22 protein-coding genes are annotated in these 24491 nt (G+C 66.2%); 15 read left to right on the top strand and 7 right to left on the bottom strand.

Translation table 11 applies throughout. The features are described 5' to 3' along the window. Together Q0627_RS06475 and Q0627_RS06480 are read right to left on the bottom strand one after the other, a co-directional pair. On the bottom strand, positions 1–2081 hold a 2081-nt coding region (locus Q0627_RS06475), incomplete at its 3' end, for a 3-hydroxyacyl-CoA dehydrogenase NAD-binding domain-containing protein (RefSeq protein WP_298808545.1). 31 nt (positions 2082–2112) lie between these two features. Next, on the bottom strand, positions 2113–3324 hold the full coding sequence (locus tag Q0627_RS06480; protein ID WP_291018561.1) for an acetyl-CoA C-acetyltransferase: 1212 nt from the start codon (positions 3322–3324) through the stop codon (positions 2113–2115). Between the two features lie 127 nt (positions 3325–3451). On the opposite strand from Q0627_RS06480, the gene Q0627_RS06485 reads away from it, so the two are divergent. After that, positions 3452–4627, top strand: coding sequence for a TetR/AcrR family transcriptional regulator (locus tag Q0627_RS06485; protein ID WP_291018559.1), 1176 nt, complete (start codon positions 3452–3454; stop codon positions 4625–4627). Positions 4628–4641: 14 nt separating this feature from the next. Further along, a complete protein-coding gene (locus tag Q0627_RS06490) occupies positions 4642–5703 on the top strand; it encodes an adenylate/guanylate cyclase domain-containing protein (protein ID WP_291018557.1) in 1062 nt (353 codons plus the stop codon). A 40-nt stretch (positions 5704–5743) separates the two neighbouring features. Here the strand turns inward: Q0627_RS06490 and Q0627_RS06495 are convergent, their stop codons facing one another. Continuing rightward, positions 5744–6391, bottom strand: a complete 648-nt coding sequence (locus tag Q0627_RS06495) for a TetR/AcrR family transcriptional regulator (protein WP_291018555.1) — start codon at positions 6389–6391, stop codon at positions 5744–5746. Positions 6392–6725: 334 nt separating this feature from the next. Here Q0627_RS06495 and Q0627_RS06500 point away from each other — a divergent pair, with 334 nt between their 5' ends. Genes Q0627_RS06500 through Q0627_RS06555 form a run of 12 tightly spaced genes read left to right on the top strand, consistent with a single transcriptional unit; the run spans position 6726 to position 19062 of the window. Continuing rightward, positions 6726–7439 carry an ABC transporter permease gene (locus tag Q0627_RS06500; protein ID WP_291018613.1) on the top strand — a complete coding sequence of 238 codons (714 nt, stop codon included), beginning with the start codon at positions 6726–6728 and terminating at the stop codon, positions 7437–7439. Between the two features lie 3 nt (positions 7440–7442). Beyond that, complete coding sequence (locus Q0627_RS06505; protein WP_291018553.1) at positions 7443–8294, top strand: ABC transporter permease; 852 nt, start codon at positions 7443–7445, stop codon at positions 8292–8294. 2 nt (positions 8295–8296) lie between these two features. Continuing rightward, the gene (locus tag Q0627_RS06510) at positions 8297–9466 is read left to right on the top strand and encodes an MCE family protein (protein WP_291018550.1); all 1170 of its coding nucleotides are present in this window, start codon (positions 8297–8299) and stop codon (positions 9464–9466) included. Continuing rightward, complete coding sequence (locus Q0627_RS06515) at positions 9463–10503, top strand: MCE family protein (protein WP_291018548.1); 1041 nt, start codon at positions 9463–9465, stop codon at positions 10501–10503. The genes Q0627_RS06510 and Q0627_RS06515 overlap by 4 nt, the downstream gene beginning before the upstream one ends. Before the next feature lie 47 nt (positions 10504–10550). Further along, entirely contained in the window at positions 10551–11540 is a 990-nt protein-coding gene (locus Q0627_RS06520) for an MCE family protein (protein WP_291018546.1), read from the top strand. Then, positions 11537–12796, top strand: a complete 1260-nt coding sequence (locus Q0627_RS06525) for an MCE family protein (protein ID WP_291018543.1) — start codon at positions 11537–11539, stop codon at positions 12794–12796. The genes Q0627_RS06520 and Q0627_RS06525 overlap by 4 nt, the downstream gene beginning before the upstream one ends. After that, a complete protein-coding gene (locus tag Q0627_RS06530; RefSeq protein WP_291018539.1) occupies positions 12793–13923 on the top strand; it encodes an MCE family protein in 1131 nt (376 codons plus the stop codon). Before Q0627_RS06525 ends, Q0627_RS06530 begins: the two co-directional genes overlap by 4 nt. Then, complete coding sequence (locus Q0627_RS06535; protein ID WP_291018537.1) at positions 13923–15293, top strand: MCE family protein; 1371 nt, start codon at positions 13923–13925, stop codon at positions 15291–15293. Before Q0627_RS06530 ends, Q0627_RS06535 begins: the two co-directional genes overlap by 1 nt. After that, positions 15260–15763 (top strand): hypothetical protein, encoded by a 504-nt coding sequence (locus tag Q0627_RS06540; RefSeq protein ID WP_291018535.1) that lies wholly within the window; start codon positions 15260–15262, stop codon positions 15761–15763. The genes Q0627_RS06535 and Q0627_RS06540 overlap by 34 nt, the downstream gene beginning before the upstream one ends. Continuing rightward, positions 15760–16410 carry a hypothetical protein gene (locus Q0627_RS06545; protein ID WP_291018533.1) on the top strand — a complete coding sequence of 217 codons (651 nt, stop codon included), beginning with the start codon at positions 15760–15762 and terminating at the stop codon, positions 16408–16410. The genes Q0627_RS06540 and Q0627_RS06545 overlap by 4 nt, the downstream gene beginning before the upstream one ends. A gap of 42 nt (positions 16411–16452) precedes the next feature. Next, positions 16453–17364: a hypothetical protein gene (locus Q0627_RS06550; RefSeq protein ID WP_291018532.1), complete on the top strand. Its 912-nt coding sequence runs from the start codon at positions 16453–16455 to the stop codon at positions 17362–17364. Positions 17365–17382: 18 nt separating this feature from the next. Beyond that, the gene (locus tag Q0627_RS06555; RefSeq protein ID WP_291018529.1) at positions 17383–19062 is read left to right on the top strand and encodes a GMC family oxidoreductase; all 1680 of its coding nucleotides are present in this window, start codon (positions 17383–17385) and stop codon (positions 19060–19062) included. 2 nt (positions 19063–19064) lie between these two features. On the opposite strand, the gene Q0627_RS06560 is transcribed toward Q0627_RS06555, so the two are convergent. From Q0627_RS06560 to Q0627_RS06570, 3 genes are read right to left on the bottom strand one after another with little or no spacing between them, the layout of a single operon-like run. Then, positions 19065–19862 carry a CbbQ/NirQ/NorQ/GpvN family protein gene (locus Q0627_RS06560; RefSeq protein ID WP_291018526.1) on the bottom strand — a complete coding sequence of 266 codons (798 nt, stop codon included), beginning with the start codon at positions 19860–19862 and terminating at the stop codon, positions 19065–19067. Then, positions 19859–21529 carry a nitric oxide reductase activation protein NorD gene (locus Q0627_RS06565; RefSeq protein WP_291018524.1) on the bottom strand — a complete coding sequence of 557 codons (1671 nt, stop codon included), beginning with the start codon at positions 21527–21529 and terminating at the stop codon, positions 19859–19861. The genes Q0627_RS06560 and Q0627_RS06565 overlap by 4 nt, the downstream gene beginning before the upstream one ends. Before the next feature lie 25 nt (positions 21530–21554). Continuing rightward, positions 21555–22703 (bottom strand): spirocyclase AveC family protein, encoded by a 1149-nt coding sequence (locus tag Q0627_RS06570; protein WP_291018522.1) that lies wholly within the window; start codon positions 22701–22703, stop codon positions 21555–21557. A 119-nt stretch (positions 22704–22822) separates the two neighbouring features. Between Q0627_RS06570 and Q0627_RS06575 the strand changes: the two genes are divergently transcribed. Continuing rightward, positions 22823–23299, top strand: a complete 477-nt coding sequence (locus Q0627_RS06575; RefSeq protein WP_291018519.1) for a MarR family winged helix-turn-helix transcriptional regulator — start codon at positions 22823–22825, stop codon at positions 23297–23299. 14 nt (positions 23300–23313) lie between these two features. Here Q0627_RS06575 and Q0627_RS06580 read toward each other — a convergent pair whose 3' ends face one another. Further along, positions 23314–24387 carry an ABC transporter ATP-binding protein gene (locus Q0627_RS06580; protein WP_291018517.1) on the bottom strand — a complete coding sequence of 358 codons (1074 nt, stop codon included), beginning with the start codon at positions 24385–24387 and terminating at the stop codon, positions 23314–23316. Positions 24388–24491: the final 104 nt, after the last annotated feature.

The raw sequence follows: 24491 nt of genomic DNA on the forward strand, positions 1-24491 counted from the left end.
CGGTCGACGAAGCCCTGCAGGCCGCCTTCGTAGCCGTTGATGTACTGGATCACGCCACCGGTCCAGGCCGGGAAGCCGATGCCGAAGATGGAACCGATGTTGGCGTCGGCCACCGAGTTGAGCACACCCTCGTCGAAGCACTTGACGGTTTCGAGGGCCTCGGCGAAGAGCATGCGCTCCTTGAGATCTTCGAGCGGGATCTGCGTGCTGCCCGACTTGAACTGCTCGCGCAGACCCGGCCACAGCAGACCGCGCTTGCCGTCGGCGTAGTCGTAGAAGCCGGCGCCGTCCTTGCGGGACGCGCGACCGTTCTCGACCATCCAGTCGACCACGGCGTACGAGCCGTGCGACGGGACCGGCAGACCCGCAGCCTCGGCGGCGGCGTTGGTCTCGGTGCGGATCTTGTGCATCAGCGTCAGCGTCAGCTCGTCCGAAAGCTGAAGCGGCGGAGCGGGATAGCCCGCCTGCGAACCGGCCTGCTCGATGAACGCCGGCTCGATGCCCTCACCGACAGCCGCGAGAGCCTCGTTGATGAAAGTGCCGATGACGCGGCTGGTGAAGAAGCCACGGCTGTCGTTGACGACGATCGGGGTCTTGCGGATCTGCAGCGTGTAGTCGATGACCTTGGCCAGCACCGCATCCGAGGTCTTCTCACCCTTGATGATCTCCACCAGCGGCATCTTGTCGACGGGCGAGAAGAAGTGGATTCCGATGAAGTCTTCCTGACGCTTCACACCGTTCGCGAGCAGCGTGATGGGCAGCGTGGAGGTGTTGGAGCCCAGGATGGCGTCGGGTTCGACGATGTCCTCGATCTCCTGGAAGACCTTGTTCTTGACCTCGACCGACTCGAACGCGGCCTCGATCACCAGGTCGACGCCCTTGAAGTCCTCGGCCTTGTCGGTCGGGGTGATCCGGGCGAGCAGTTCGTCGCCCTTCTCCTGGCTGAGTTTGCCCTTGGCGACGCCCTTTTCGACGAGCTTGACCGAGTAGCCCTTGCCACGTTCGGCGTTCTCGAGCGAGACATCCTTGAGGACGACCTCGATACCGGCCTGCGCCGAGACGTACGCGATGGCCGCACCCATCATGCCCGCGCCGATGACGCCGACCTTCTTCGCGGTGTACTTGTCGTAGCCGTCGGGCCGCGAGCCGCCGCTGTTGATGTGCTGCAGATCGAAGAAGAACGCCTTGATCATGTTCTGCGCGACCTGACCGGTCACCAGCGAGATGAAGTAGCGGGTCTCGATCTCGTCGGCGGTGGCGACGTCGACGTAGGCGCCTTCAATGGCCGCGGCCATGATCGCCCGGGGGGCGGGCATGTTGGCACCCTTGAGCTGCTTGCGCAGGATCGCCGGGATGGCCGGCAGGTTGGCCGCGAACGCCGGGTTGGTCGGCCCGCCGCCGGGGATCTTGTATCCCTTGACGTTCCAAGGCTGCTGCGCTTCGGGGTTGGCCGCGATCCACGCCTTGGCGGCGGGGATCAGCTCGTCGATCGAGGACACGACCTCGTCGATCAGGCCGATCTCCTTGGCCTTGGCGGGCTTGAACCTGGTGCCCTGCAACAGAACACTCATCAAAGCGTTCTGGATGCCGAGCAGCCGGACGGTGCGCACGACGCCGCCGCCGCCGGGCAGCAGGCCGAGGGTGACCTCGGGCAGACCGATGACATTGCCGCGCACGTCGGCCGCGATGCGGTAGTGCGTGTGCAGCGCGATCTCCAGGCCACCGCCGAGGGCGGCGCCGTTGATGGCGGACACGACCGGCTTGCCGAGGACCTCGACGCGCCGCAGCACCGCCTTCATCTCGTTGGTGGTCGCGGTCATCCGGGCCGCGATCTCCTGCTTGGTCTCGGTCTGCTCGGCGGTCATGTCCTTGAGATCGCCGCCGGCGAAGAACGTCTTCTTGGCCGAGGTGAGCACCACACCAGTGATCTCGTCCTTCTCGGCTTCGAGACGATCGACGGTCGCCTTCATCGAATCGGCGTACAGCGCATTCATGGTGTTGGCGCCCTGGTTGGGGTCGTCCATGGTGAGCACGACGATGCCGTCATCGCCCTTTTCCCACCGGATCATGTTGTCACTCATTGTCTTTCAAGTTTCCTTTACAAACCGCGGGTCAGAGACGCTCGATGATGGTGGCAACGCCCATACCGCCGCCGATACACAGGGTGACCAGGCCGTAGCGGCCGCCGGTGCGCTCGAGCTCGTCGAGGCAGGTACCGAAGATCATCGCGCCGGTCGCGCCGAGCGGGTGACCCATCGCGATGGCGCCGCCGTTGACGTTGACCTTCTCGTGGGGGATGTTGAGGTCCTTCTCCCACTTCATGACCACCGACGCGAACGCCTCGTTGAGCTCGTACACGTCGATGTCGTCGACGGTCAGGTTGGCCTTCTTCAGCGCCAGCTCAGTGGCCGGGGTGGGGCCGGTGAGCATGATGGTGGGCTCGGAACCGACCTCGGCGAAGGTGACGACGCGGCCGCGCGGGGTCAGGCCGTTGCGCTTGCCCGCCTCTTCGCTGCCGAGCAGCACCAGGCCGGCGCCGTCGACGATGCCGGAGCTGTTGCCGCCGGTGTGCACGAAGTTGATCTTCTCGACGTTCGGGTACTTCTGCAGTGCCACGGAGTCGAAGCCGGCCATCGCGGCCAGTCCGGCGAATGCCGGGCGCAGCTTGCCGAGGCTCTCGACGGTGCTGCCGGGGCGGCGGTGCTCGTCATTGTCGAGCAGCACGACACCGTTGAAGTCGCGGACCGGAACCACGGACTTGGTGAAGTAGCCACTGTTCCAGGCCTTTTCGGCGCGAGCCTGGGATTCGGCGGCAAACGCGTCGACGTCCTCGCGGGAGAAGCCCTCCATGGTGGCGATCAGGTCGGCACCGATGCCCTGCGGCACGATGTACTGGTCGTACGCGGTGGTGGGGTCGGTGAACAGCGCGCCGCCGTCGCTGCCCATCGGCACGCGCGACATCGACTCGACACCGCCGGCCAGGACCAGGTCGTCGAAGCCGGAGGCGACCTTGGCGGCGGCGAGGTTGGTGGCCTCCAGGCCGGAGGCGCAGAAGCGGTTGATCTGGGTGCCGGGCACGGTCTCGGGCAGCCCCGACAGCAGCGCCGCGGTGCGGGCGATGACCGCGCCCTGCTCACCGACGGGCGACACGACACCGAGGATGACGTCGTTGACGTCGGCCGGGTCGAGACCACCGTGGCGGGCCAGGACCTCGTTGATCAGGCCGGACGCGAGATCGACGGGCTTGACGCCGTGCAGCGAACCTCCGCGCTGTTTGCCACGGGGCGTACGGATCGCCTCGTAGATGAATGCTTGCTCGGCCACGTTCTGGTTCCTTTCACACGAACAGTGGGTGATAACGAACCCAGACTAACGCCGAATAACTTATTTGGCTATACCCGGTGGTCAACGTCTTCTGATGCCAGGAGTTCTAGGCTATGGTCGGTTCACCATGACCGAGCAGACCACCCCGCGGCGTATCCGGCCGGCAGACCGCAAGAGCCAACTCGCCGCGCTCGCGAGCGCTCTGTTCGCCGCGCACGGATACGCCCACGTCTCCGTCGCCGACATCGCCCGGGCCGCGGGGGTGACGGCGCCGTCGGTGTATCGGCACTTCGCTGACAAGCAGGCCCTGCTGGTGGCAGCGGTGCTCACCGGCGGCGACAGGCTGCAGGCATGCACCGACCGCGTCCTGAGCCGGCCGGAGTGTGCGCTCGACGACCTGGCCGACGAACTCGCCGAACTCGGTGTCGACTACCCGCAGGCGGTGTCGATGTGGCGGGCCAACAGCGCGTTTCTGACCGAGGATCAGAACACCGAGATCCTGCTGCGCACCCGCGAGATCGTCGAACGCTGGGGCGCGGTCATCCGCGCCAACCGGCCGCAGCTGGGTGATCGGGCCGCGGTGCGGGTGGCGTGGGCGGTGCTCAGCGTCGCGGGCAGCCTGACGGTCCACCACACCCGGCTCAGCAACACCCGCGCGAAAGCAGCACTGCACGAACTGATCTCACGAACACTCGTCCTCGACACCGACACCGCGCCACCGTTCACCGCACCCACCCTCCCGCCGTCGGGTGAACGCACCCGGCGCGACGAGATCCTGGACGCCGCGAGCGAACTGTTCGCCGACCGCGGCTACACGGCCGTCGGCATCGACGATATCGGTGCGGCCGTGGGCATCTCGGGCCCCAGCGTGTACAACCATTTCCCCTCCAAGCTCTCGATTCTGGTGTCGATCACCCGGCGCAGCGCCACCACCCTGGAGGCGGGGGTGATCGCCGCGTACGCCCGCACGAGCCGGCCGGGGCCGCTGCTGCGGGGGCTGGTGGATTCGTACGTCGCGGCCATCACCACCTCACCCGACCTGGTCGTCGGTTTCCGCAGCGCACGCATCCTGCCCGCCCAGACCGACACCTCCGAACACCTCGACAGCCAGCGCCGCTACGTGCGGCGATGGATCGATCTGCTCCGCGATGTGCATCCCGGACTGCCTTCCGAGGAGGCCGCGGTGGCCGTACACTCGGCTCTGTCCATCGTGAACGACGCCGTCGGCATGCGCCGCGGAACCGCTCGCGACGAGTTCACCGCTGAGATGGCGTATCTCATGAAGGGGGTTCTGGGTGTCTGAGCAGGGGGTTCGGAGTGCCTGACCATGCCGACTCCCGACTGGCCGCCCGGCGTGTGGCAGATCGCCTCCGGCGCAAGGAGACCGAGCCCGTCGACGATGTCGTCACCGAGCGCATTCTGGTCCCGCCGCCGATGTACAACCCCGACCCCGAGTACACCCGGGAGGAACTGGTCGCCGCGCTGCGGGTGCCGCCCGAGGAGGCGGACCGGATCTGGAACGCCTTCGGGTTCGCCCAGTACGAGACCCCGGACAAGATCTTCTCGCAGGCCGATCTGGATGCGCTCAAGCTGTTCGTCGGCCCCGAATCGTGCCTGTCTCTGCGGTCACAGATCGCCGCCGCGAGGGCGATCGGCCAGATGACCACGCGGCTGGCGGACTGGCAGGCCGAGCAGATCGCCGAGCTCGCCGCCAATCCCGAGTTCACGATGCCGCTCACCGATGCCATCGACGCGCTCGCCCACGTGCAGAACCTCATCTGGCGGCGGCATCTGGATCTGAACCTGCGCCAGGACATCGAGCAGCCCAACGACGAGCAGGTCGACACGGTGGTCGGTTTCGTCGACATCGTCGGATACACCAGCCTGTCGCGGCGGATCGCACTGTACGAGCTCGAGGATCTCCTCGAAGGTTTCGAGGAGAACGCGCACGAGGTGGTGGCCGGGCACGGCGGCAAGGTCATCAAGACCCTCGGCGACGCGGTGATGTTCACGGTGCCCTCCCCCACCGAGGCCGCGCTCATCGGCACCACGCTGCAGGCCCTCGCCGACGACGACATCCTGCCCGCGATCCGGGTGGGCCTGGCCCGCGGCCATATCCTGACCCGCCTCGGCGACGTATTCGGCGAACCGGTCAATATCGCTGCCCGCCTGTGTGGTTCGGCGTATCCGGGCACTGTTCTGGTCGATGAGATCCTCGCCGAGGACCTCAAGAACGACGGCGGCGACGCGTTCCGCATCCGGTCCATCCCGCCGCTCAGCGTCCGTGGCTATCGGCGCCTCAAGGCCTTCAACGTGGAGCCTGCGAAACCCCGCAAGAGCCGCAAACACAAGAACTCCGACGAGGCTGACGACGAATAGTCTTCGGGTACAACATTTTTGCACTCGTCCTGACGCCGGGTCAGGACACCCGGACGCTCCGGCGTCGCCGTCGCGGACCCGATGCGGCCGCGATAACGCGCTCCACACCGGGCCGCATCCACCGATTCAGGTAGTCACGCAGTTCCAGTTCGCCCCTACGTTCTCCGCGTGATCGGGCGATCGCGTCCATGACGTGCAAGGCCCACTCCGCCAGTTCGGAGACGTCGTCGTCACCCAGACCGATTGCGCGCCAATCGACTCCGCAGTTCTCGAGCAGGTTCACCGCGAACGCCACCGAGGTCTCGTCGGTGATCGATCCGGTGAACACACCGGTGATGGTGCCCTCGCCGAGCAGGAAGCCGACCACCCTGTCGTCCCGGATGATCTCGGCGCCGATCACGGCCAGTTCGACGACGACGCCGGCCGGGTCGTCGATCTGGCGGACGTTCAGCAGCATGTCGTACATCCGGCGCCCCGCGTCGATGGCGACCGCGGTCAACAGCGCCTCGGTGCTCGGAAAGTAGCGGTACACGGTCTGCCGGGTGACCGACAGCCGTCGCGCGACCTCACTCAGCGACAGTTGCGGGTGCTCACTGTCGGCTATTGCGGTGCGGCATGCCTCGATGATCCGGGCTCGCGCCTCGTCGTCGTCGGCCGGAAGCTCACCGCCCCATCCAGTCCTGCGCACCGCCGCCCTCTTCCTGTCTAGCCCGGGAAATACCCGGGCCGCCCGTTTCACACCATCTGCACCTTCTCATGATCCGCCCTCCGGGGAGAGTTCGCACGGACCAGAAGTCGCATATTGAACATACAGCACTACTCATGGTTGTATGTTCTACAGATCACACACCATGTGGCATAACTGTATGTTCAGAATTCACGGAGCAGCAAGGAGGTAGGCGATGGCCGGCGCACTCGACGCACCACCGGGCGCTGCCCTCCGTTCGCAACTGCGACGCTCGGCGACCACCGGCCGGCGTCGTATCGCCGCAGGTCTCGATGGTGCGGGCCACTTCTACGCGATGTCCCTGGACACGTTCCGCTACACCTTCTCCCGGCCCGTGCAGGTGCGCGAGTTCATCGACCAGGTGTGGTTCATCGCCCGCGTGTCCACCTTCCCGACGGTGCTGGTGGCGATTCCGTTCACCGTGCTGGTGACCTTCATCCTCAACATCCTGCTGCGCGAGATCGGCGCCGCGGATCTGAGCGGGGCGAGCGCGGCATTCGGCACGATCACGCAGATCGGGCCGATGGTCACGGTGCTGATCGTGGCCGGTGCCGGCGCTACCGCGATCTGCGCCGATCTGGGTTCGCGCACCATCCACGACGAGATCGCCGCCCTGGAGGTGATGGGTGTCGACCCGGTGAAACGTCTTGTGGTGCCACGGGTCTGGGCATCGGCGTTCGTGGCGATCTTGCTCAACGGCCTGGTGTGCACCATCGGCATCGTCGGCGGTTTCGTCTTCTCGGTCCTGTTCCAGGGCGTCAACCCGGGCGCGTTCACCGGCAACCTCACGCTCCTGACGGGGCTGTCGGAGTTGGTGATCGCGGTGGTCAAGGCAGGCCTGTTCGGTCTGCTCGCCGGTTTGGTCGGCTGCTATCGCGGGATCACCGCACGCGGCGGACCGCAGGGCGTGGGCGAGGCCGTCAACGAGACCGTCGTGTACGCGTTCATCGGGCTGTTCGTGGTGAATGTTCTCGTGACCGCGGTCGGCGTGAAGGTGACGGGGGGCTGAGGCATGGCAGTGATCGGATACGACCGTCTCGTCCGCGGGCGGCAGCGCCTGCGGGCCCTGTCCACCGCCGCCGACGAACTCGGCGGCCAGATGAAGTTCTTCGTCGACACCGTCGGTCACACCCCCACCGCCCTGCGCCACTACCGCAAGGACGTTCTGCGGCTGATCGCCGAGATCGGCATGGGCACAGGCGCTCTCGCGGTGATCGGCGGAACCGTGGTGATCGTGGCGTCGCTGACGCTGTTCACCGGCGGCACCATCGCCATTCAGGGCTACAGTTCACTCGGCGACATCGGCATCGAATCGCTCACCGGCTTCCTGGCCGCCTTCATCAATGTGCGCGTGGCCGCGCCGGTGGTCGCCGGGATCGGGTTGTCGGCCACCATCGGTGCGGGGTCCACGGCTCAGCTCGGTGCGATGCGGATCGCCGAGGAGATCGACGCACTCGACTCGATGGGCATCCGGCCGCTGCCCTACCTCGTCAGCACCCGGCTCATCGCCGGCACCCTCGTGATCATCCCGATGTATTCGGCGGCGGTCATCGCCTCCTTCTACTCCTGCCGTTTCGTCACGGTCACGGTGTTCGGCCAGTCCGGCGGGCTCTACGACCACTACTTCCGCACGTTCCTGCAGCCCGGTGATCTGCTCTGGTCGTTCCTTCAGGCGATCCTGATGGGTGCGGCGGTGATGCTCGTGCATACCTACTACGGCTTCACCGCATCCGGCGGGCCCGCGGGGGTGGGTCGTGCGGTGGGCCGTGCGGTGCGTACCTCACTGATCGTGGTCGTCTGTGTCACGCTGCTGATCTCGCTGGCCGTGTACGGTCCCACCGGCAACTTCCATCTCTCCGGGTAGCCATGACGACAACGACGCATCCCAAAGCCTATGCGGCAGCACTGATCCTGATCCTGGTTTCGGTGGTCACCGTGGCACTGCTGTCCTTTCGCGGCGATTTCACCTCCACCGACCGCGTGTCGGTGATGAGCACGCGCAGCGGTCTGCTTCTCGGCGCAGGTGCCAAGGTGAAGTTCCGCGGCCTGGAGATCGGCCGGGTCACCGAGGTCACCCCACAGGACGATCAGGTCCGGCTGACCCTGGCGGTCGATCCGGCACGACTGCGTTCGATCCCCGGAAATGCCCGCGTATCAGTGGTCTCCACAACAGTTTTCGGTGCCAAATACGTCGCCTTCGTCGATCCCCCGACCACCGACGGCACCCACCTGCGGCCCGGCGCCACCATCAACGCCGACGACGTCACCGTCGAGATCAACACCGTCTTCCAGAATCTCACCGGTGTCCTGAAGCAGATCGAACCGGAGAAGCTCAACGAAACCCTGTCGGTACTGTCCACCGCGATCGGCGGCGACCGCGGTAAGCAACTCGGCGACTCCCTCGACATCTACGCCGACCTGGTCGGCCGGCTGCACCGCGATCTGCCCGCCGTCCGCGACGACATCGACGGAATATCCGGGGCGGCAAAGGCTTACGCGCCCGCCACCCCCGCGATCATGGCGACCCTGAGAAACCTCTCGACCACCGCGAAAACTCTGACCGACGAGCAACGCAACTTCGATCTGATGCTCACCAATGTCACCGGCCTGGCGACCACCGGCACCACCGTGGTGAACACGAACGCCCAGGCCGCCTCCCGGGCCCTGGATCTGTTGCGGCCCACCACCGCCCTGTTCCAGACCTACAGCCCCGCATTGAACTGCCTCATCGACGGTATGGACATCCTGTTGCAGAAGGGCCTGCCCTCCCTGGGCGGCGCATCGCCCGGCATCCGGCTCAGTGTGTCTTTCCTGCAAGGGGTTCCGCTGTACGGATACCCGGGGAACCTGCCCAAGGTGAACGCTAAGGGCGGACCGAACTGCATGGGGCTGCCACGGATTCCCGTGGGCACCAAGGCGAAGTACCTCGTCACCGACACCGGCGTTAATCCGTTCCGGGGCGAACCGGCAACATCCCAGTGGCACACCGAGGATCTGATGACCATGCTGCTCGGCCGACCGAAAGGCGTCCGATGAGCCGCGTAGCCGGGCGGCGCAGCCCCGCCGTACCGATCAAAGTGGGCATCTACACGGTGACGATGCTGTTGATCCTGACCGCGCTCATCGTGGTCTTCGGCGACTTCCGCAGCGCCACCACCACCCGCTACACAGCCCTCTTCACCGACTCGTCGGGACTGACCGCGGGACAGAACGTGCGCGCGGCCGGTGTGCGGGTCGGCAAGGTACAGTCGGTGACGCTGCGTCCGGACGCCACGGTGTCGGTCTCCTTCACCGTCGACGACACCCGTCCCCTCGACACCCGCACCGAGGTGGCGATCAAGTACGAAAACCTCACCGGTGACCGCTATCTGGCGCTGTCACCGGGCACGTCCGGACAGACCCGCCCGCTGACGGCGGGTGCGGTCATCCCGGCCGATCGCACCACACCCGCTCTCGACATCAACTCCCTGGTGGGCGGTTTCAAACCACTGTTCGCCTCCGTCGACGCCGACGACATCAACGAGCTGACCTCCTCCCTCGTCGCCGTCCTGCAGGGCCAGGGCTCGACGACGGCGAGCCTGCTCCAGCACCTCGGCTCGCTGACTTCTTCTCTGGCCGAGCAGGATTCGGTGATCGGTGATGTCGTCGACAACTTCAACACCGTGCTGGGCACCGTCGAGACCAACCGCGGCAAGGTGTCGGCGGCGGTCGTCGACCTCGAACAACTCATCCACGAGTTCGCCGCCCGCCCCGACCCGCTCGGCGCCGTCATCGACCGGCTCCGCCAGGCGACCGAGTCGACGACCGACCTGCTCGCCACGGTCCGCCCCGACCTGGCCGCCACGGTGAAGCAGATCGACCGGCTGGCGGGCAATCTGGATGCCGACAAGGACGAACTGGCCAAGGTGATCTCGTCGCTGCCCGCCGCGTACAAGCGGCTGGCGCGCATGGGTGCCTACGGTTCGGTGTTCCAGCTGTACGCGTGCGGTGCGACGCTGCGGCTGAGCGACCCGAACGGTGACAACACCGACATCCCGCTCCTGAATCAGACCGTCGGCAGGTGCGCCCCATGAATGGATACAGCGTGAAAGGATTCAGGGATCTCCCTACCTTCCGCGAGATGCCCCGGCGGCGCATCGCGGCGATCGGAATCGGACTGACCATGGCACTGGTGCTGGCCGGGCTGTTCTACGACAAGATCCCCACCTTCGGCGGTACCGACTCACACCAGGCCTACTTCGCCGAGATCGGCGGTCTGCGGCCGGGCGACAAGGTGCAGATCTCCGGTGTCGACGTCGGTAAGGTCAGCTCAATCAAGCTGGCCGGCAACAAGGTTCGTGTGTCATTCACCGTCGACTCGCCGGTGCCCCTCGGTTCGGGTACCCGTGCCGCGATCGTCACCACCTCGGTGCTCGGCAAACGCGGCCTGCGCCTACAACCCCGCGGTGCCGGCCGGCTGGGTTCGGACCCGATACCGCTCGAACGCACAACCGCTCCCTACTCGCTGACCGACGCACTCGATGACGCCGGCTCCACACTGGGCAAGGCTGACGCCGCCGACATCGACGGGGCACTACGCAGCCTCAACGACGTACTCGATGAGGCCGCACCGGAATTGGGCCCGGCACTGCGCGGCGTCGGGGATCTGTCGAAGACGATCGGCGATCGCGACAAGCAACTGCGCACGCTCCTGACGCGCAGCCGCGGCGTCACCTCGATCCTGTCCGACCGGAGCAAACAGCTCAATCAGCTCCTGCTCGACGGCGCGTACCTGATGCGCGAGCTGGCCGGCCGGCGTGACGAACTGACCCGGCTGATCATCGGCGTTCGTTCACTGGCGCAACAGATCTCGGCGACTATCCGTGGGAACAAGGCCCAGATCACCCCGGCACTGACGAAACTCCAATCGGTTCTCACAGTGCTGGAAGATCAGAAAACCGCTATCTCCCAAGCCATTCCGGGACTGCGGAACTTCTCGATGTCGCTCGGCGAATCGGTGGCCACCGGACCGTTCTTCACCGCGTTCACCGCCAACCTGGTGCCGGTGATCTACTTCCAGCCGCTCGTCGACGCCCTGGTGGCCGACGCCGATCGCAAGGGTGGGCGATGACCGTGTTCTCACGTAAACGCATGACCCTCGCAGCTGCCGTCTGCGCCGTCGTTCTCGTCGCGGTCGCAGCGGTCTGGTGGATCACGGGTACACGCGGCCCCGGTGACTACCGGATCACCGCACACGTCGAATCCTCCACCGGCATCTACGCCGGTGACGAGGTGACCGTCCTCGGTGTCCCGGTCGGCACCATCGAACGCATCGAGCCGCGTGCTCTCGACGTCGCGGTGATCCTGCGCGTCGACGGCGACGTCGACCTGCCCCAGGACGTCGGTGCGGCAGTCGTCGCCCAGAGCCTCGTCGCCGGACGCACCCTCGCGCTGACCCCCGCCTACACATCCGGCCCGAAGCTGGCGCGCAACGCGTCGATCCCCTTGTCCCGCACTACCGTTCCGATGGAGTGGGACGACATCAAGAACGCCCTGTCCGACGTCACCAAGGCAATCGGTCCACAAGGTGACGGAGATCCAGGTTCGGCCGCGACGATCGTCTCGACCGGCGCCGACACCCTCGCACCGCACGCGCAGACCATCAACGACACGATCGGCCTGCTGTCGGAGGCCATGTCGACCATCTCCGACGGCCGCGCCGACCTGTTCGCGGTGGTGCGCAACCTGCAGGTGTTCGTCACCGCGATGCGCGGCAGCAACGAGCAGGTCGCCGATCTGCACCGCGATCTCGCGACCGTCACCTCGGTCCTCGGTGACAACCGCCGCACCATGGGCGAGGCGATCGCCGCCGTCGACGATGTGCTCGGCGAGGTCACCGAGTTCGTCAACACCAACGGCGACAAGCTCACCGGTAACGTCGAGTCGCTGACCGCGCTGTCGCAGGTGCTCGCCGATCAGCGCGTCAACATCGAGGGCATCCTGCATCAGGCGCCCACCCAGGTGGTGAACTTCTACAACATCTATAAGCCCGCGCTCGGGGTGATGACCGGCGTGTTCGCCGCACCCAACTTCGAGAACCCGATCCACGCCGTGTGCGGCGGTCTGGCGTCGGTGGGGCAACCGAACAGCCGCCGCGCCGCCGACCTGTGTGTGCAGTATTTCGGTACGTACCTGCGGACCCTGACCACCACCTACCCCAACATCATGACCAGCCCGTCGCGGTCGAGCTTCTCCGATCCCGGCCAGCTCATCGAGAGCGTTCCCGGAGTGACCTCGTCGGTGCCGGGTATCAGCGGCCCGCCGCCGGCCCGCAACAAGGTGCCCAAGACGCTGGCGTCGCTGCTGCTCGGGGAGGGATCCCGATGAAGCGCCGGATGAACTATCTGATCTCGCTGGTCATCGCCGTGATCACGGTGTCCTCATGCGGCTGGCAGGGTATCGAGTCGGTGCGGATGCCCGGCGGCGCCGGCCGTGGCGACGGCGCGTTCAGTGTCGTCATCGAGATGCCCGACGCCACCACCATCTCCGTCAATTCGCCCGTACTGGTCAACGACATCGAGGTAGGCCGGATCACCGCGATCTCGTTGCAGGACTGGCACGCCCGCGTCCGCATCAGTCTCGACGGCGACGTCGACCTGCCGAAGAACGCAACCGCCACCATCGGCCAGACCAGTCTGCTGGGTTCCCAGCATATTTCGCTGTCACCACCGGACAAGGCCGCCGATACCGGCCGGCTCGCCGACGGAGACGTGATCCCGCTGGAACGTGCGTCGGAGTATCCGACCACCGAACAGACCCTGTCGGCGCTCTCGCTCATCGTCAACGGCGGCGGCCTGGCGCAGGTGGGCGATATCGTTCACGGCGCCAACGACATTCTGGGCGGACGCACCGACAAGCTACGCACCCTCCTCAAGCAGCTCACCTCCCTGACGGCCACCATCGACCGACGCCGCACCGCCATCACCACCGCATTGTCGGGCCTCGACCGGATCGCGGGCACGATGGCCGCCGAGAACCAGACCCTCGACACGGCGATCAACCGGATCACCCCGGCCGTCAAAGAACTCTCGGAGCGCCGCGGAACTCTCGACGACGCGCTCACCGCCCTCGACGAATTCGGCACGGCCGCTAACAATCTCATCACCCGCAGCGCCGACGACCTCGAAGCCAACGTCGCCTCGCTGCATCCGACGCTCAAGGCGCTCGCCGACACCGGCAAGTCGCTGACCAACTCCCTGGATTTCATGTTCACCCTGCCGTTCCCGATCAGCAGACTCGACCGGGTGGTGCGCGGTGACTTCGCCAACCTGTATGCGCTGCTGGACTTCTCGGTCCCCCGGGTGCGCTCGGACCTGCTGCGCGGAACGCCGCTGGGCCGCACGATGGCCGGGCCCACCGGCGCACTCGGACGTAACGCGGGCACCGCCGCCGACCGGTCCGATCCGCGGACCCGCCCGATCCAGTCCACGAAGAAGGCGCGGGGAGGCCGCTGATGCGCACCAAGATTCGCGTACAACTGGCGCTGCTGACCATTCTCGCGGTGGTGTCGGTATCGGTGATGGCGTTCGGCTATCTGCGGGTGCAGGATTCGTTCGGCTTCAACAAGATGACCGTCTCGGCCGAACTTCCCGAGGCCGCGGGCCTGTACAACCGGGCCAATGTCACTCTGCGCGGGCATACCATCGGGCACGTCGACCGCCTCGACCTGAGCACCACCGGTGTCGTGGCCGTGATGCGGATCGACAAGCGCCGCATCCCCCGCACCGGTCTGCGCGTCGACGTGCATTCGATGTCGGCGGTCGGTGAGCAGTACATCGATCTGGTGCCGACGACGGCGTCGGGTCCGACCCTATCCGACGGCGATGTGCTGCCCCAGTCGGCGGCGACGATCCCCGCGCAGGTCGGTCCGCTGCTCGACCAGGCCAACGCGCTCCTCGCCGAAATCCCGCAGGGCCGCCTGCGGACGATGATCGACGCGATGTTCACCGCGTTCGACGGGACCGGGCTGGATCTGGTGAGCGTGGTCGATTCGACCCGGGCAATCGCCGATGAGGTGGCCAAGAATCCGGACGGAATAGAGGCACTCGTCGAGCAACTGGGCCCGTTCCTGAAACCGCACGCCGAGTCCGCCGACGAGATCACCGCCTGGGCATCGCAATTATCTTCGGCCACAGCCGAACTCCGCGACAAGGACGACGCGGTACGCCGCATCATCGCCAACAGCCCCCGAACCGCGCAAACCGCACAGCAACTCCTGGAGAAGATCTCCCCCACCGTCCCGATCCTGCTCACCAACCTGGTGAGCCTGGGCCAGGTGGCGCTGACCTACAACGCGGGGATGGAGCAGATCCTGGTACTGATGCCGGGCATCATCGCGGCGATGCAGACCATGGTCAATCAGGGCGCCAAGGACCAGTCGGCGACGGCCTCGTTCCACACCATGTCGCTGCCAATCTGCACCACCGGCTACATCTCGGCCGCCGATCGCCGCACCGCCGCCGACACCGATGTGATCCCCACCCCTGACGGCCAATTCTGTTCAGTGCCACATAGTTCCCCGGTCGCCGTGCGTGGTGCCCGCAATCTGCCCTGCATGGAGGTGCCGGGTAAACGTGCCCCCACACCCGAGGTGTGCCAGGGCGGTGCGTACGTGCCCAAGGGGCCGCTGCCGTCGAGCATCGACGGCTCCGGGCAGCCCGACAAACAGGGCCTGGCCGGTGCGCTGCTCCCGGCGAGCTACGACCCGAAATCCGGTGCGTACGTGGCCCCCGACGGCAGCATCCACAAACAACTGACCATCACCCCCGCGACCTACAAGGGAGGAGCGTCATGGGAAACACTGATGCTCGAGCCGGTACGCTGACCCGGGCGATCACCGCGATTATCGTGCTCGCCGCGGTGGCATCGGCCGCCTTCGGCGGTTACCAGCTATGGCAGAACCACCGGCTCGATGCCCGCGACGCACTACGCGCGGAATACATCGACACCGCGAAAGACGGTGTGCTGCGGCTGACCACGATCAGCTCGTCGTCGGCCGATGCCGACGTCAAGAAGCTGCTCGCCATCACCAGCGGCGACTTCCGCACCCAATTCGGTTCTCGGACACAGTCATACAGCAAAGTGGTCAAAGAGGCCGAGGTGACCTCCAAGGGCACCATCGTCTCGGTGGGTGTCGAACGATTCGACGACCAGAGCGCAACACTGTTGGTGGCCGCACATTCGGAGATCACCAACAAGGGCACCTCCGATCCCGAATCCCGCGACTACCGGTTCCGAGTCGTGGTGACCAACGGTGACCCGCAAACGATCTCGAAGGTGGACTTCGTACTGTGACCACCATCAAACTCGGTCGCCTGGGCCAGATCACCCTCAGCGGCCCCGATAAGCCGAACACCACGGAATCGGAATCGGAAACAGACGCACCGGTGTCGGTAACGAAGGTTCCGGCTGCGCCCCTCGCCGAGGTATCCGATTCCGACGACAAGCCCGCACCACGCCGATGGCCACGGCTGGCCGCAGTGGCTGTCGCCGGGATCGTCGCGGCCGCAATGGCCGTCACAGGCATCATCCTCGCAATCGACAACCGGCACCGCGAGGACGTGCACGACGCGAGCGGCCCGCTCAAGAGCACCGTCGCCGCGACCGTGGTGTCGATGCTCTCGTACGACCACAAGTCGGTCGCCGACGACCTCGCCAAGGCAGACCCCGGGCTGACACCCGAATTCCGCAAGGAATACACCTCTCTCACCAAGGAGACCATCGTCTCGGCGGCCAAGGAGAAGCGGGTAATTACCAAGGTGACGGTCGTCGGCAATTCGATCATCAAGCAGAGCGCGAACAAGGCGGAACTGCTGCTGTTCCTCAACCAGGTGACCACCACCGCGGAGAACTCCGATCCCACGACCACCGGCAGCCGGGTCGAGGTGGTCGCCGTGCGGTCGGACGGCAGGTGGCTGGTCGATTCGCTGCGCCCGGTCTGATCAACCGCCACAGGTCCGTTCACCGAGGCAAGGGAATACGTCATGGTCGACACGACAAGCACGTTCAAGCAGGACACCGCTCCGGCAGAGCCACCGGCCACGTTGCATATCCTGTCGGCGAATCCGGGTAAGCGGCGCACCGAGATCATCTACCTGATCTGGTTCCTGTGTACCGTCCCGATCCAGGGCGCGGTCGTGTTCAACCTCAGTTACGACCACGCCAACGATGTGCTGCTGATCGGCCAGTCGCTGGTGATGGGCGTCGGCACGCTGGTGCTGCCGGTGATCTTCCGGCATCCGTCCGACCGCGGGCTACCGATCACCGAACTGTACGGATTCCGGTTCGGCATCTTCCTGACGATCTTCGCGATGCTCGGCGGCTTTATCGGCACCGACCCGTGGTACGAGGTGCTGCACGGCCATTTCGCGTTCAACACCGAGGTCAACCCCAACGGGGTGCCACTGTTCATGCTGTTTATGACGATCAGCGTGTTCGCGTTCTATTCGGTGATCCTGGGCTCCCTGTACCGTGTCATCACCGGGCTGCTGTCCCGCACAAATACCACCCTGTCAGCCGACAGCATCTGGCGCCACGCCGTGCTGTGCATCATCCTCGCGCCACTGATGCCGCTGGTGGAAACGTTCGCCTACGCCGGTCTGCTGCCGCAGAACTACTGCTTCGACAACGGCGCCGGCATGTGGGGGCTGAACGTCCTCATCTACGGAAGTTGGCATCTCGCGTCGTTGTTGTTCTATACCCGCTGGGACACCGCACCCGGCGAGCGGACGCCGCTGCAGACGATCGTCGTATCCGCCTTCGCCACCATCGGCGTGCTGATGGTCCTGATGGTGAGTACCAAAGTCTTTGTCGCACCGCATTTCGTCGAGGTCAGTCACGGCGTCCGCATGCTCAACGACTGGAGCCCCGACAACTGCCTCGGACCCAAGCCCTGAATCAGCAGTATCCACAATATGATCCCCGAGAACGGGATCCGATCGGAGATCGATATGCCCCCCTGGGAACACGAGCCCATCACCGCCGAATCCGACTATGTCGTCGTCGGATCCGGTAGCGCCGGAGCGATCGTCGCGCGCCGGCTGGCCGACTCGGGTGCGAGCGTCACCCTCATCGAGTCCGGCCGGCAGCTTCGGGGGCCGCTGGTCAATGTGCCGGGAATGTGTGGGGCCATCCACGCGGCGACAGCGTTGCAGCGGATGGTCACCTGGCCGGCCCGTACCGTTCCGCAGCGACATATGAACGGCCGCAGGCTTCCTCAGTCGCACGGTCGGGCGCTCGGCGGGGGCAGCGTCGTCAACGGTATGGCATTCGTGCGTGGCAACCGGCGCAACTACGACGACTGGGCCGAATCTGGCGCCACCGGTTGGGGTTTCGACGACGTGCTGCCCGCATTCCGCCGGCTGGAAAGCTTCGAGGACGGAGCCAGCGAATTGCGCGGCGGTGACGGCCCTATCGCCGTCGAACGCGCCACCGGCCTGGCACCGGTGACCCACGAGTTCATGTCGGCGCTGTCGGCGACCACCGGCGTCCCGTTCAACGACGACTACAACGGCGCCGAGCAGCGGGGCGTGGCCGCACTGCAGCAGAGCATCGGCGCCGGACGGCGTTACGGCACCGATCGCGGCTACCTGTGGGATGCACCGGCGAATCTGCGGGTGATCAGCGGTGTCACCGCGTCGCGGGTGGTCGTCGAGAACGGCCGGGCCACCGGTGTGGAATTGGTGCGGGGCCGGGGTGGCAAACCGGCCGGGATCGCCCGGGCCGGCCGTGAGGTGATCGTCAGCGCGGGTTCGCTCGGTTCTCCGCGCGTGCTGATGTTGTCCGGTATCGGACACGCGAATCATCTGCACGAGCACGGCATCGACGTCGTCGCCGATCTTCCGGTGGGTGACAACCTGCACGATCACCTGTTCGTGCCGATCTCGTTCCACGCACCGTCCGGCCGCCGTGCCTCGCCGGTGCATTTCGGTGCGGCACTGGCCCGGGAGATGGTGCGTCCGCAGTCGACGTATCTGGCGCACACCCTGTTCGAGGCGGTGGCGTTCGTCGACAGCGGTGTGCGCGGCGGCCCGATTCCCGACCTGCAGATGTTCATCCTGCCGCTGGGCTATCCCGAGAATCAGGACGAACCCGGACTGCACCTGGCCGAGGACACCAGCCCGTCGCTGTCGCTGCTGCCCACCATGATCTACCCGGAAAGCCGTGGCACGGTGCGACTCTCGTCGGCCGACCCGCTAGCGGCGCCGCTGATCAATCCGAACTATCTCGCCGAATCACCCGACCTGGCAACGCTGGTCGCCGGATTGGAATTGGTCCGGGACATCATCGGCCACAAGGACATCCGTGGTTCTGTAGGCACGGAAGTGTTCCCGGGAGTCGGTTGTACCGGTCCGGAGTTGGCGGAGTTCGCGCGCCGCAACGCCTCCGGCGTCTACCACCCGGTGGGCACCTGCCGGGCGGGCACCGACGAGCGGGCCGTGGTCGATCCGCAACTCCGAGTCCGCGGCATCGACGGCTTGCGTGTGGCCGACGCCTCGATCATGCCGAGCATCGTCGGCGGCAACACCAATGCCGCAGCCATGATGATCGGCGAGCGGGCCGCCGAACTGATCCTCGCCGGCGTACCCGCCTGAGCTCAGTCCGGCAGGTACACGTCGAGGAGCTTGCGCAGGCTTGCACCGACGGCCCGATCGTCGCTCAGCGGGGCGACGATCGCGGCCTCGGCGGCCTCGATGAGCGGCAGCCCCGCCTGCGCAAGACGGGCCGCGGCGATGAGCACCCGCGTCGAGGAGACCTCCCGGATCCCGGGGACGTCGAGTCGCCGGATGGCCTGTGCCAGGCGCACGAGGTCACCCGCCCGGCGCTCATCCGAACCACTCTCGGCCATGACGATCCCGACCTCGATATCCTCTGCCGGGTAGTCGAATTCGATGGCCACCATGCGCTGTCGGGTCGAGTCCTTCAGGTCTTTGAGAACACTCTGATACCCCGGGTTGTACGACACCACCAGACAGAACCCCTTTGTGGCCGTGAGTGTTTCACCCAGCTTCTCGATAGGCAACTGCCGCCGGTGATCGGCCAGCGGATGCAGCACGACGGTGGTGTCCTGCCGCGCCTCCACCACCTCGTCGAGATAGCAGATCGCGCCCTCGCGGACGGCGCGGGTCAGCGGGCCGTCCACCCATTCGGTGTCACCGCCGCGCAGCAGGTACCGGCCCACGAGATCAGCCGTCGTCAGGTCGTCGTGGCAGGAGACCGTGATGAGCGGGCGACCCAGGTCGTGGGCCATGGCCTCGACGAAGCGGGTCTTGCCGCAGCCCGTCGGCCCCTTGAGCATCACCGGCAACTGCTGGGCGAACGCCGCACGAAACACGCGCTCCTCGTTGCCGACGGCCCGGTAGAACGGCCGGGTACCCGTATCGGAAATGCTCATCGGATCTGTTGTCCTCTCTGGTATTCGGCGGATTTCAGGGCCGCCCGGAAGAGTCGGGTGATCACGGGCGCCAGCCGGTCGGGAGTCGGTACGGCGGCATGTGCGGCGGTACCGAACACCTCCCGCAGGTCGGCCGCGTCGGTGGTGGCGCCGACGGTCAGGCACAGACATCCGGTGCCCTGCGCCCGCACTTCGCCGAGTGCACGCCGCACGTCGTGCGCGCCGTGACCGAGGTCGTACCCGTGATCGAAGGCGAGCCCGTCGGAGACGACGATCAGCAGCCGCCGGGTGGTGCCGCCGTGTCCGCCGATGATGGTGGCGCCGTGCCGGATCGCCGCCCCGAGCCGCGAGTATCCGCTCGGTGTCAGGGCGTCGAGCCTGCCGAGCATCGGCAGGTCGCTGTGCTCGTCGAAGGTTTTGCACGCGGTCATCCGGACGTCGTGCCGGCCGTGGGAGGAGTAGGTGTACACGGCAACCCTGTCACCGAGCCGGTGCATCGTCGACGCCAGCGCGGCGACGGTGGTGCGCTGGTGGTCGTGCACCGGGATGCGGCCGGTGCCGGGTTCGGCGGCCGAGCCCGAGATGTCGAGGAGGATCAGCGCGGACAGATCACGACGATCGTGCACGGTGGCCAGGTAGAGCGCGTCGCCGGGGTTACCCGAAGTCCTTGTCTCCACCCGACTTTCGATGGCGGCATCGATATCGATGTCGTCACCGTACCGTTGCCGGTGCCGGGTGTCGGCGCCCGAGCCGAGCTTCGCGAGTGGTCGTCGGACACCCAGATCGGGTGGCGGCACGCTGCCGCCGGTCGCGTCGGGGTCGATTTCGCGGACCGAGCACCAATCGGCGCGGTATCTCCCGAGCCGCGAATCCCATTCCGGGTAACGGTATTTCCCGTCGTGCGGTTCGGCGCCGTCGTCGGCGACTCCCGGCATACCTGTGAAGGTTCGCGAACTCTTCGACGGCGTGCCACGACCCGGGGTGGTGTGCGCTCCGGCAGGCCCTTCACTTCTCGATTTACCTCTGCCCCGCAACAGCTTTCGCAGCAGACGCGCACCCAGCGCGGTCGCCGGTCCGTCGAACAGGAGGTCCGGTGTGTCCGGCATATCGTCGGGGTCCGGCAACCCGCGCGAGTCGCCGTCCGAATCATCGCCGCTGCCGGAGGTTTCGCCAACATCGGCACCGTGTTCGTGCGAATATGCCCGCCTGAGCGCGGCGAGCACTTCGCGGGGATGCAACTCGCCCAGGATGAAGCCGCTTTCCGGGACGGGGTTGCGGGTCCTCGCGTACGCGAGCGACTGTTCCGGCGACTGGGTCAACGTATCGATCTCGCCGGAAATCATGTGGCCCAACGATCTCGGCAGCAGGTGCCGCATCGAGGCAACCGCCCGCGGACCTTCGATCCCGAGATACCGCGACCGTACCCGACGACTGCGCAACACACCGCGCATCGACGCCTCGGACAGACTTCCCGCGCCGATCATCGATGCCTGCACCACCACCGCCTCGACAACGCGCGACGGCCCGACGTCGGGGCCGACGGTGATGGTGTGGCCGTCCGACCACACCCCGCCACCGGCCGGACCGGCGACCACCTCGACCGCCCGGCCCGCAAGGGCGGACGCGAGCAGGCCATACCGGTTCGGGCCTGCATCAGGTTCTGTCACTGGCTGGATATGTTGTGCGGAAACACTATTCGCCGGTCTTGCAGCGATCTGATTTTACGGTGACCGACGTCGGACGTCCGTCGGGTTGCCCGATCTGCCAGTCGCTCGCCTTGCCCGGGGTGAACGGTCCCTGCGCACCCTGGGATTCGTAGTAGCCCTTGGGATCCCAGGTTTTGGCCGACGGATACGGCCACGGGCAGGCGACGGTGGAGGCCGCGCCGGTGGTGCGGGCGAGCCAGAATGCCGAGCTGAAGGTCATCATCGCGATCGTCAACGCCAATACCATGACCCCGAACGTGGCCAGCGCCGGTCGGGTCCGATGCAGCCGGAAGCGTTGAGCGATCTTCTCCGCCTGCGTCTTTCCTGTGTCGTCGCGGTACAGCAGCACCGACGCGGGGATCATCACCATGGTGATCAGTACGCTGGCCATCAGCAGCGGGAACTGACTGTTCTTGCCGACGTCGATGGAACCGAACTCGACCACGTGACTGTAGGTGAGGAACTGGGTTCGCGTCAGCAGAATCTCCTGCGCCGCATCCCATATCGCGCCGATGACAAAGGTCATCATCGCTATGGTGATCAATGGATGGCGCCACACGAAAGCGGCAGGGCCGCTACGCTTCTGGATTGCCCGCAGCAGCGGCATCGCCAGGAAGTACGGCAGGAGGATGTACGGGGCGTAGATCACCGACGTCAGCGGTTCGATGATCGGAGAGATGTTGAGCCACGGGATATCCCGCGGGAAATGCCAGAGGTCGGGGTTGTAGACCAGCCCGATGGCCCAGTTGTTGATCGGATCCCACCAGAACAACGTGGTGGCGGCCAGGAGCATCAGGACGGTGGGATGTCCAGGCCTGCGCCGCCACACCATCGCCGATGCGACGACCGTGATGGCCAGCAGGACCGCACCGAGAACCTGCCCCCAGAACAGAATGTCGAGGCCCGGCCACAGCGGTTCCACTGGCGGCGGCTTGCCCACACCCGCCGGATTGGTGTTGTCGGAGCCGACCGGACCGTTGCGCTCCGCGGTGACCAGCACGATCACGGTGACGACGGCGAGCAGCACCCAGCCCATCACCGCCTTCCACGGCCACGACTTGCCCGCCTTCTGCTGTTCCACAACCGGATCCGGCTGTTCGGATAGCCGGGTGTCGGTTGATTCGGATGTCGTCATGGCACTCCAGGTGGTCGATGCGGCCCCAAAGGTCGTCGGCGAACCTCGCCTCGGCCGAAGTGTAACCCAATTAGTTCAGAAACTGAACAATATGGGGTTCGGGAGTAGGATGGCGACCCGTGACCAAGACACCCGGCTCCGACGACGTGGACATGATCGAGTTCCTCGGTGCCGCCATGGACGTGCGGCGGATCATCGCACATCTGCTGGAACCGGTCGCGCGGAACCACGGACTGTCCGAACGCACCCTCAGCATCGTCGTTCTCGCCCACGCCGGTCTCAACCGGCCGAGCCTATTGGTCGACTACCTCGGTGTCCTGCCCAGCACCATCAGCTCCGACGTCGACAAACTCGCCGGCCTCGGCCTACTACGGCGCACACCGTCGGCAACCGATCGCCGCGCCACCACCCTGGAGGTGACGCCCGCCGGCGTCGCCCTGCAGCAGCGGGTTCTCGGGGACCTGCGAGCCCACTTCGACTCCAAGGTGGCCGCCGTGTCCACCGACGAGCTGCGCGCGTGCATCACCACTCTCCACAAGATCAGCGGCGGACCGCACCCCGACCTACCCGACGAACTGTGCAATCCGTCGGCGTAGCTCCGCGTACGCTCTCAGTTCAGCGCGTAAACCCGCACGTCGGAGGCCTTGACCACAAGTTCCACATCATGCCCGGACACCAGACCGAGATCGGCGACGGCAGCCCAGGTGACTTCTGCCGCAACCGCCTGCCCGGCCACATCCGAGCGCACCAGCGCGTGCTCCCCGCGCGGGGCGACGTCGACGACCGTGCCGCGCAACACCGTTCGAGGTGATCCAGCTGCCGCATGTAGGTACACGGCCACCGCCCGTGGCGAGAACGCGGCCGCGGCCCGCTCGCCCACCGCAACCTGAGCGGACGCGGTCCCGGACACCCGCTGCCCCGTCCCGTCGACGACACCGACCGGGTCCGCGGCGTTGTCGACAGTTCCGGTGAACAGGTTCAGCCCCGACAGCGTGGCGGTGAATTGACTTGCCGGACTGGTCAATACCTCTGTGGTGGGCCCGGATTCGACGACGCCGCCATCGGCGAGCACCAGCACGTAGTCGGCGAGGCTCACCGCGTCGATGAGGTCGTGGGTGACCATGACGGTGATGCGGGAGCGATCTGCCAGTATCGACCGCAGCAGTGCCCGGAGCCTTCCGGCGACATCCACATCAAGTGCTCGAAAAGGTTCGTCCAACAATAGAATCCGCGGCTCAGCGGCGAGCGCACGGGCTATCGCGACCCGCTGTGCCTGGCCCCCCGACAATTGCGCCGGCTTACGGTCCGCGAGCTCGGTGACCTCGGTCGCCGTCATCCACCGGTCCACCCGCTTGGCCACCTCGGCCCGCGAAAGATGCTGCGCCGACGGCGCAAACGCGATATTCGACCGCACACTCAGATGCGGGAACAGCCCCGCGTCCTGCGACAACATCCCCACCCCCCGCCGATGCGCCGCCATCATCGTACCGATATCCCGAAATATACTATCGCCCAGCGTGATCCGGGTACTGTCGTCGCCGGCGACCAACCCGGCAAGCACTCTCAGCAGAGTCGTCTTCCCCGCCCCGTTGGGCCCCACTACCGCCGTCGTACTCCCCGCCGCGAACCGGTGCTCAATCCGCAACGCCGGCAAAGTATTTCGTATATCCACCTCAAGATCCATAGGTAGTCACCAATCGTGCCGAGGTGGTTCCGTCAGGCACAAAAGGTCGCCGGACCCTTCGTGACCTTCGCTCCTTCGTCGCTTCAGCCTCAGGGATCAAGATG

It is taken from the genome of uncultured Gordonia sp., from assembly GCF_937858515.1.
GTDB lineage: Bacteria > Actinomycetota > Actinomycetes > Mycobacteriales > Mycobacteriaceae > Gordonia.